Source organism: Ruminococcus difficilis (assembly GCF_016680995.1).
Genome location: NZ_JAEQMG010000080.1, coordinates 1 through 6,558, shown reverse-complemented (window position 1 = coordinate 6,558; position 6,558 = coordinate 1). Strand labels below are relative to the sequence as shown.

The following is a 6,558-nucleotide window of genomic DNA, read 5'->3' as shown; positions in this document are numbered from 1 at the left end:
ATCGGCGTGTACATCTACTGCCTTGACCTCGCTTACCAGCAGGCTCAGACAAAGGCAAAGGAGCTTGACGACTACGACGGCACCAACGACAAGTGGCTCGACCTCGAAATCACCGACGATGACGGCAACACCGCAGTTGCCCGCCAGTGGATCAAGGACGACGCACAGAAGAAGTGCCTCAACTTCCTCGCGGTAGAGAAGGGCATGAAGGATGAAGGCGCGTCTGTTGACGAGGCGACCCAGCAGGCTGCCGACGAGCAGGCAAAGACCTACTGGAATGTCGGTCAGTACGCAAACTACGGTTACATCATGCCGATGAGCAAGGAGCTTGAGCCCTACGGCATCTCCTACGACAGCTTCCGTTACTGCACCTCGCAGTATTCCGTGAACTACAGTGCTCTGTTCGCAAAGCTCTACGGTGAGGGCGGTTCCCAGGAGGTTTCCGACAGCGAGCTCGAGGATTACTTCATCGAGAACTACGTTGACTACAGCTACATTCCCGTTCAGCTTTACGAGGCTTCAACCGACGAGGCGGGCGAGTCCAAGAACGTTGCTCTCAGCGATGAGAAAATCGCAGACTACACTTCTGAGCTTGAGGGCTATGTAAAGGATATCGACGACGGCAAGTCCTACGACGACGTTGTATCGGAATACACCGAGAAGCACGAGCTCAGCCAGAGCCCCGCTGTTGACAACACCGAGCAGCTCGAGAACGTTTCGGCAGGCGACCAGATCAAGGACGCGCTCAAGGAGCTCGGCAACAACAAGGCTGTCACCGTAAAGGTAGGCGAGGGTGATTCAGGCATGCTCTACCTTGTTTACAAGAGAAACAGCGCGGATTCCGCCAAGGATTACCTCGAGAGCGAGACTAACCGCGCAGGCGTTCTCAATACCATGAAGAAAGACGATTTCGAGGATTACCTCAAGAAGATTGTTGAGGACCTCGATTACGAGAAGAACTCAGCCGTAGACGGCTACGATCCCAAGATGTTCTTTGTAGCCGAGCAGCCTACCACAGCGGCTGAGGAAACCACCTCCGCGGAGGAAGAAACCACCGCCGGGGAGTAACAGACCTTTCAAAAGGAGGTTTTTATGGGCAGACATACAAAAGTAATCGCAGCTATTCTGACTGCAGTATTCCTGTTCAGCGCGTTCGGCGCAATCTCGGTTTACGCCGAGGACGTCGAGCCTAATCCCGATCCCGGTTACACCGAGCCCGCGTACAATCCCGAGCCCGAACCGACATATCCCGATATGCCGGTCGAGCCCGAACCTGTGGTAACAGATCCGCCGTATAATCCCGATCCGTACAATCCCGAGCCCTATGACGACGGAGGCAACACCGGAGGCAATACCGGAGGCAACACCGGCGGAAATACCGGTGACAATACCGGCGGCGGTACAGGCAACAACGGCTCAGGCTGGGTCGACAGCGACGGCAATGTTTTCAGCAGCCCGCAGGACGTATATGTCGGCGGCGGCCAGAGCTATCAGCCCCCTCAGAGTACAGCACCGTCAGCGGCGCTCTACGATACAAAGGACAAGAAGGTTGACGACAAGACCCTGTCATCCAACGACTGGGGAGATATCGCGGCAAAGCTCAAAAACGCCGGTAATACCGCAGGCGAGGACGACGGCAGCGGCGACTTTACCTTCATTCAGCAGAACACCGCTAAAGAGGATAACGGTCACTGGATCATCATTGCGGGAGCAGCATGTCTCGCACTCAGCCTCGCAGGCTTTATTTATCTGATTGCCTCGGCTGTTTCGCGCCGCAGAAAGCTCAAAACAGCAATGAGCTCCAACAGCGCGCAGGGCGGCTATTACCGCGCGAATGATGATTACGACGACGGCTACAAGCCTTCCGCAAAAAAGGAAAAGACCCCGCGCAACGGCAAAAGATACAAGTAAACAGTAAAAGAAAACGTCTCTGATTATCAGGGACGTTTTTTCTATTCAAAGCCGACGAGGTTCAGCTTGATAAGATAGATTATGAAGATGTGAAGCGGATAAATAAGATAGAACAGGTATTTGAGAAATGCCCCGCGGATAAAGCCGCGCTTGCCGTTGTACAGCGCGATCGGCAAAAACGCGAGCATGACAAAGCGGAAGTTGTTGAGCAAAAACGCGTTGAAGATCCGCAGCAGCTTTTGTTCGCGCAGGGCGTACAGCAGAATGATGAAGGCAAAGCCCTGTACCCAGTAATCCGCATTCAGATAGTAGCTGACCACCATTAGCCCGAGAAGAGAGAGAAACGCAAATAAAGGCTTTTCGCGGAAACGGGCGATCGCACACAGCCCGAGGAATCCCAGCAGCAGGGTGAAAAAGACGTTCTGTTCCGAATAGAAGAGCGTGCCGTTGTGCTCGAGGTCGAAGGGTATTTCCGAGATGACCGCCAGAACTGCAAGACTGATTCCGTAGCGGACTTTGCTGCGCGTATGCAGAAAGCCTTCAATCAGCAGGAAACAAAAAATCGGGAATGCAAACCGCCCGAGGTCGCGCATAAGGCGGTACAGCGTCAGCTTGTACGTGCCGAACTGAAGCAGTATTATGCTTTGGTCAACGAGATGCACGCCGACGTGGTCTATGAACATCGAAACCACGGCGATCAGCTTGAGCATGCTTCCGCTGAGCACCCTGAAACGGTCGGGAATGAAGTCCTGCCGTATCATAGCCCGAACAGCCTCTGAGCGTTTTTGTACATGAGATTTGCGTAGTCATCGGCAGAAATCAGCTCTTTGAGCTCGTTGAAGTACTGCTGGTACAGCGAGCGGTCTCCTGTTCGGTTGTGGAGCAGGGTGTCCTTGCCGTCAATCGGATTGTCGGTGCCGAAGAGCATTTTTTCGCTGCCGTATCGGCGTATCGCTTCGACGGTGGTGCTCACCGGAACCCATGTTGTGTCGCCGTAGAGGTTAGGCAGCTTGCCGAGCAAATCCAGGGCGACGGAGTTGTCGGTGCCCAAATCCATGTGCACCATGATGAATTTCACCTCGGGGTGGCGCTTCGCGGCGTTGTAGAGGTGAGGCGACATCGCCTGTTCACAGCCGCCCGTATGTGACGCGACGGGCAGTTCGAATTCTGCGGCAAGGCGGTAAATCGGTTCAAGGCGTTCCTCGTCGGGAGCGGTCAGCGAGTGGAACGGGTGCAGCTTTATGCCGTAGATTATATCGTGGTTCTCCTTGAGAAGTGAAACAAATTCCTCGTCGGGCAGCTCGTGCTGGATACGGAGCCACGGCATGATTCCGAGCCTGTCCGGATACGGACGCACGGCGTCTATCGTTTCGCGCAGGAGCTGATTCTGCGGCTTTGAGTACGGCGGCGGAACGGGATTTTGCTGATGGTCGTTTTCGGCGCCTTCGATATTGCTGAGAATTGTGAAGTCAATTCCGTATTTGTCCATTGAATAGAGAACTTGCTCAATCGTCATGTCAAACGGCGGGAGCGTTCCTATGTGCGCATGGGTATCGATAATCATTTCTTTGCCTCCTTTGTGAGCAGTACCACGCATTCGATGTGTTCGGTGTGAGGAAACATATCTACAGGCTGTATTTTCTTTACCTTATAATCGCTGTTTTCACTCAGAAATCTGAGGTCGCGCGCTAAGGTTTCGGGGTTGCAGCTTACGTAAACGACCCTTTCGGGCGACATTTTTATCAGTGAGCGCAGGAATTTTTCGCTGCTGCCCGCTCTCGGCGGATCCATGAACACAACGTCGGGACGCTCTTCCTCTTCGGCGGCGGATTCCATGAACTCACCCGCGTCGCCCTTGTAGAAGCGGATATTTTTCAGGCTGTTGCGCTTGGCGTTCGTTATCGCGTCGCGGACGGCGTCGCCGTTAAGCTCGACTCCGATCACCCTGCCCGCGCCGTTTTTGGCGGCGACGATTCCGATCGTACCAATGCCGCAGTAGGTGTCGAGCACGGTTTCATCTCCTCTGAGCTGAGCGAACTCGATCGCCTTGCCGTACAGAACCCCGGTCTGGACGGGGTTGATCTGGTAGAAGCTCTTTGGTGAGATTCTGAAGCGGCAGCCGCAGAGCACATCCTCGATATAACCCTTGCCGTAGAGCACGTTTTGTCTGTCGCCGAGGACGAGGTTGGTGCTGAGGTTGTTCACGTTCTGCACGATTGTCGTGATTTCGGGGAACTGCTTGAGTATCGCCTTGACGAAGTTGTTTTTTGAGGGAAAGACAGGCGTTCCCGTTACGAGCACGAGCATGATCTCGTTTGTGGAAAAGCCGCGTCTGACGAGCACATGGCGCAGAAAGCCTTTGCCTGTGTCCTCGTTGTAGGTAGTCAGCTTAAATGACGGCAGCAGCTTTCGGACGGCTACGATTATTTTGTCGGCGGTCTTGTCCTCAATCATGCAACTGTCAATGCCAACAACGTGGTGGGTGCCGGACTGGTACACGCCTGAGATTATCTTGCCGCTTCTGTTGGTATAGAACGCCGCCTGAACCTTGTTTCGGTAATGACAGGGCTTGTCCATTCCGATAATAGGCGCGACCTTGCAAAAACGGCGAAGAAGGCGTTCAACCTTGCGCTGTTTGAACCCGAGCTGTTCGGGATAGGCGGTGTCGAGCTGACAGCCGCCGCATTTTTTGTAGACGGGGCAGCGCTCTGTTGTTGATTTTTCCATAAAAATTCCTCCGCTCTTTTCTGATTATATTCTATCATCAACAGACTTCAATTTCAAGCCGCAAAAACGCTTGACAAAAAAGATAAATGGGAATATACTGACAATAATGACGGCAAAGGCGCTGCGGATAATAACCGCGGCGCCTGTTTTTTGAAATTACAAAAATTATCAGTTAGGAGAGTTTTTTATGTCTAAGGTACCCAAAATGTTCGGAAGCATGGTATTCAACGACAAAAAAATGCAGGAGAGACTTCCCAAATCAACTTACAGAGCGCTCAAAAAGACCATTCAGGACGGCGAGCCGCTCGATATCAGCGTTGCAAACGTAGTTGCGGCGGCGATGAAGGACTGGGCAATCGAAATGGGCGCTACCCACTACACCCACTGGTTCCAGCCCATGACGGGCGTTACCGCCGAGAAGCACGACAGCTTTATTCAGCCTCACGGCGACGGCGTAATCATGGAGTTCTCGGGCAAGGAGCTCATCAAGGGCGAGCCCGACGCGTCCTCGTTCCCGAGCGGCGGTATCCGCGCGACGTTTGAGGCGAGAGGCTATACAACATGGGATCCTACCTCGCCCGCGTATGTACGTGACGGCTCTCTTTATATTCCCACCGCGTTCTGTTCCTACACAGGCGAGGTTCTCGACAAAAAGACTCCTCTGCTCCGTTCGATGGAGCGCATGAGCACCGAGGCGGTCAAGATCCTCCACCTTCTCGGCAAGACCGACGTTACCCGTGTCACCACGACCGTCGGACCCGAGCAGGAGTATTTCCTCATCGACAAGGAGCTTTACGACCAGAGAGAGGATCTCAAGCTCACGGGCAGAACCCTCTTCGGCGCGAAGGCTCCCAAGGGTCAGGAGCTTGACGACCACTACTTCGGCGCGATCAAGACACGCGTCGCGGCATACATGAAGGATATCGACGAGGAGCTCTGGAAGCTCGGCGTGCTCGCAAAGACAAAGCACAACGAGGTTGCTCCCTCACAGCACGAGCTCGCTCCCATCTTCACAACCTCGAATATTGCTAACGACCACAACGAGCTGACAATGGAGATCATGCAGAAAACCGCCGAAAAGCACGGCCTTGTCTGCCTGCTCCACGAGAAGCCCTTCGCCGGCGTCAACGGTTCGGGCAAGCACAACAACTGGTCGCTCAGCACAAACCTCGGCGAGAACCTGCTCAGCCCCGGAAAACACCCCGAGAACAACGTTACCTTCCAGCTTTTCCTCGCGGCGGTCGTTAAGGCTGTCGACGAGTACCAGGATCTGCTCAGGGCTACCGTAGCTTCCGCGGGCAACGACCACAGACTCGGCGCTAACGAGGCTCCGCCCGCTATCATGTCCGTTTACCTCGGCGATGACCTCGGCGAGATGGTACAGGCTATCATCGACGGCGAGGACTATGTGAGCCACGGCAAGGAGAGAATGGAAACAGGCGTTGAGGTGCTCGCCGACTTCAAGAAGGACACCTCCGACCGCAACCGCACATCTCCGTTTGCGTTCACCGGCAACAAGTTTGAGTTCCGCGCACTCGGTTCGGCTCTCAACATCGGCTGCCCCAACTACATGCTCAACACCATGGTTGCCGAGGAGCTCAGTCAGTTCTACGTAGAGCTCAAGGGCGCTGAGAATATCAACATAGCCGTGCGTTCTCTCGTCAGAAACGTGCTCACCGAGCATCAGCGCATTATCTTCAACGGCGACAACTACGCCGACGAGTGGGTAGAGGAGGCTCAGAAGCGCGGCCTTTACAACCTCAAATCCCTGCCCGACGCGTTCGCGCACTTCCTGGACAGAAAGAATATCGACCTCTTTGTCAAGAACAAGATCGTAACAGAGGCTGAGTACCGCGCACGTTACGAGATCGAGCTTGAGACCTACTGCAAGCAGATCAACATCGAGGCGCTGACCATGAT

The 6,558-nt window shown here is 54.3% G+C and carries 6 protein-coding genes; 3 read left to right on the top strand and 3 right to left on the bottom strand.

All coding sequences use genetic code 11. The annotated features are described in order from the left end of the window. Together JKK62_RS08715 and JKK62_RS08710 are read left to right on the top strand one after the other, a co-directional pair. Positions 1 to 1,068 (top strand): hypothetical protein (locus JKK62_RS08715; protein ID WP_201427577.1); only part of this gene is annotated, 1,068 nt, incomplete at its 5' end. A 24-nt stretch (positions 1,069 to 1,092) separates the two neighbouring features. Then, complete coding sequence (locus JKK62_RS08710; protein ID WP_201427576.1) at positions 1,093 to 1,911, top strand: hypothetical protein; 819 nt, start codon at positions 1,093 to 1,095, stop codon at positions 1,909 to 1,911. Positions 1,912 to 1,952: 41 nt separating this feature from the next. Here JKK62_RS08710 and JKK62_RS08705 read toward each other — a convergent pair whose 3' ends face one another. The 3 genes from JKK62_RS08705 to rlmD are packed head-to-tail and all read right to left on the bottom strand — an operon-like array spanning position 1,953 to position 4,638. After that, positions 1,953 to 2,672: a TraX family protein gene (locus JKK62_RS08705; protein WP_201427575.1), complete on the bottom strand. Its 720-nt coding sequence runs from the start codon at positions 2,670 to 2,672 to the stop codon at positions 1,953 to 1,955. Continuing rightward, complete coding sequence (locus JKK62_RS08700) at positions 2,669 to 3,475, bottom strand: amidohydrolase family protein (RefSeq protein ID WP_201427574.1); 807 nt, start codon at positions 3,473 to 3,475, stop codon at positions 2,669 to 2,671. Before JKK62_RS08700 ends, JKK62_RS08705 begins: the two co-directional genes overlap by 4 nt. Next, the gene (rlmD, locus tag JKK62_RS08695) at positions 3,472 to 4,638 is read right to left on the bottom strand and encodes a 23S rRNA (uracil(1939)-C(5))-methyltransferase RlmD (protein WP_186834231.1); all 1,167 of its coding nucleotides are present in this window, start codon (positions 4,636 to 4,638) and stop codon (positions 3,472 to 3,474) included. Before rlmD ends, JKK62_RS08700 begins: the two co-directional genes overlap by 4 nt. 187 nt (positions 4,639 to 4,825) lie before the next feature. On the opposite strand from rlmD, the gene JKK62_RS08690 reads away from it, so the two are divergent. After that, a partial coding sequence (locus JKK62_RS08690; protein ID WP_201427573.1) for a glutamine synthetase III family protein occupies positions 4,826 to 6,558 on the top strand: 1,733 nt, incomplete at its 3' end.

Excerpts from the sequence above, each read along its gene's own strand:
- JKK62_RS08705 (WP_201427575.1), bottom strand. The coding sequence starts at position 2,672 with ATGATACGGCAGGACTTCATTCCCGACCGTTTCAGGGTGCTCAGCGGA.
- JKK62_RS08700 (WP_201427574.1), bottom strand. The coding sequence starts at position 3,475 with ATGATTATCGATACCCATGCGCACATAGGAACGCTCCCGCCGTTTGAC.
- rlmD (WP_186834231.1), bottom strand. The coding sequence starts at position 4,638 with ATGGAAAAATCAACAACAGAGCGCTGCCCCGTCTACAAAAAATGCGGC.
- JKK62_RS08710 (WP_201427576.1), top strand. The coding sequence starts at position 1,093 with ATGGGCAGACATACAAAAGTAATCGCAGCTATTCTGACTGCAGTATTC.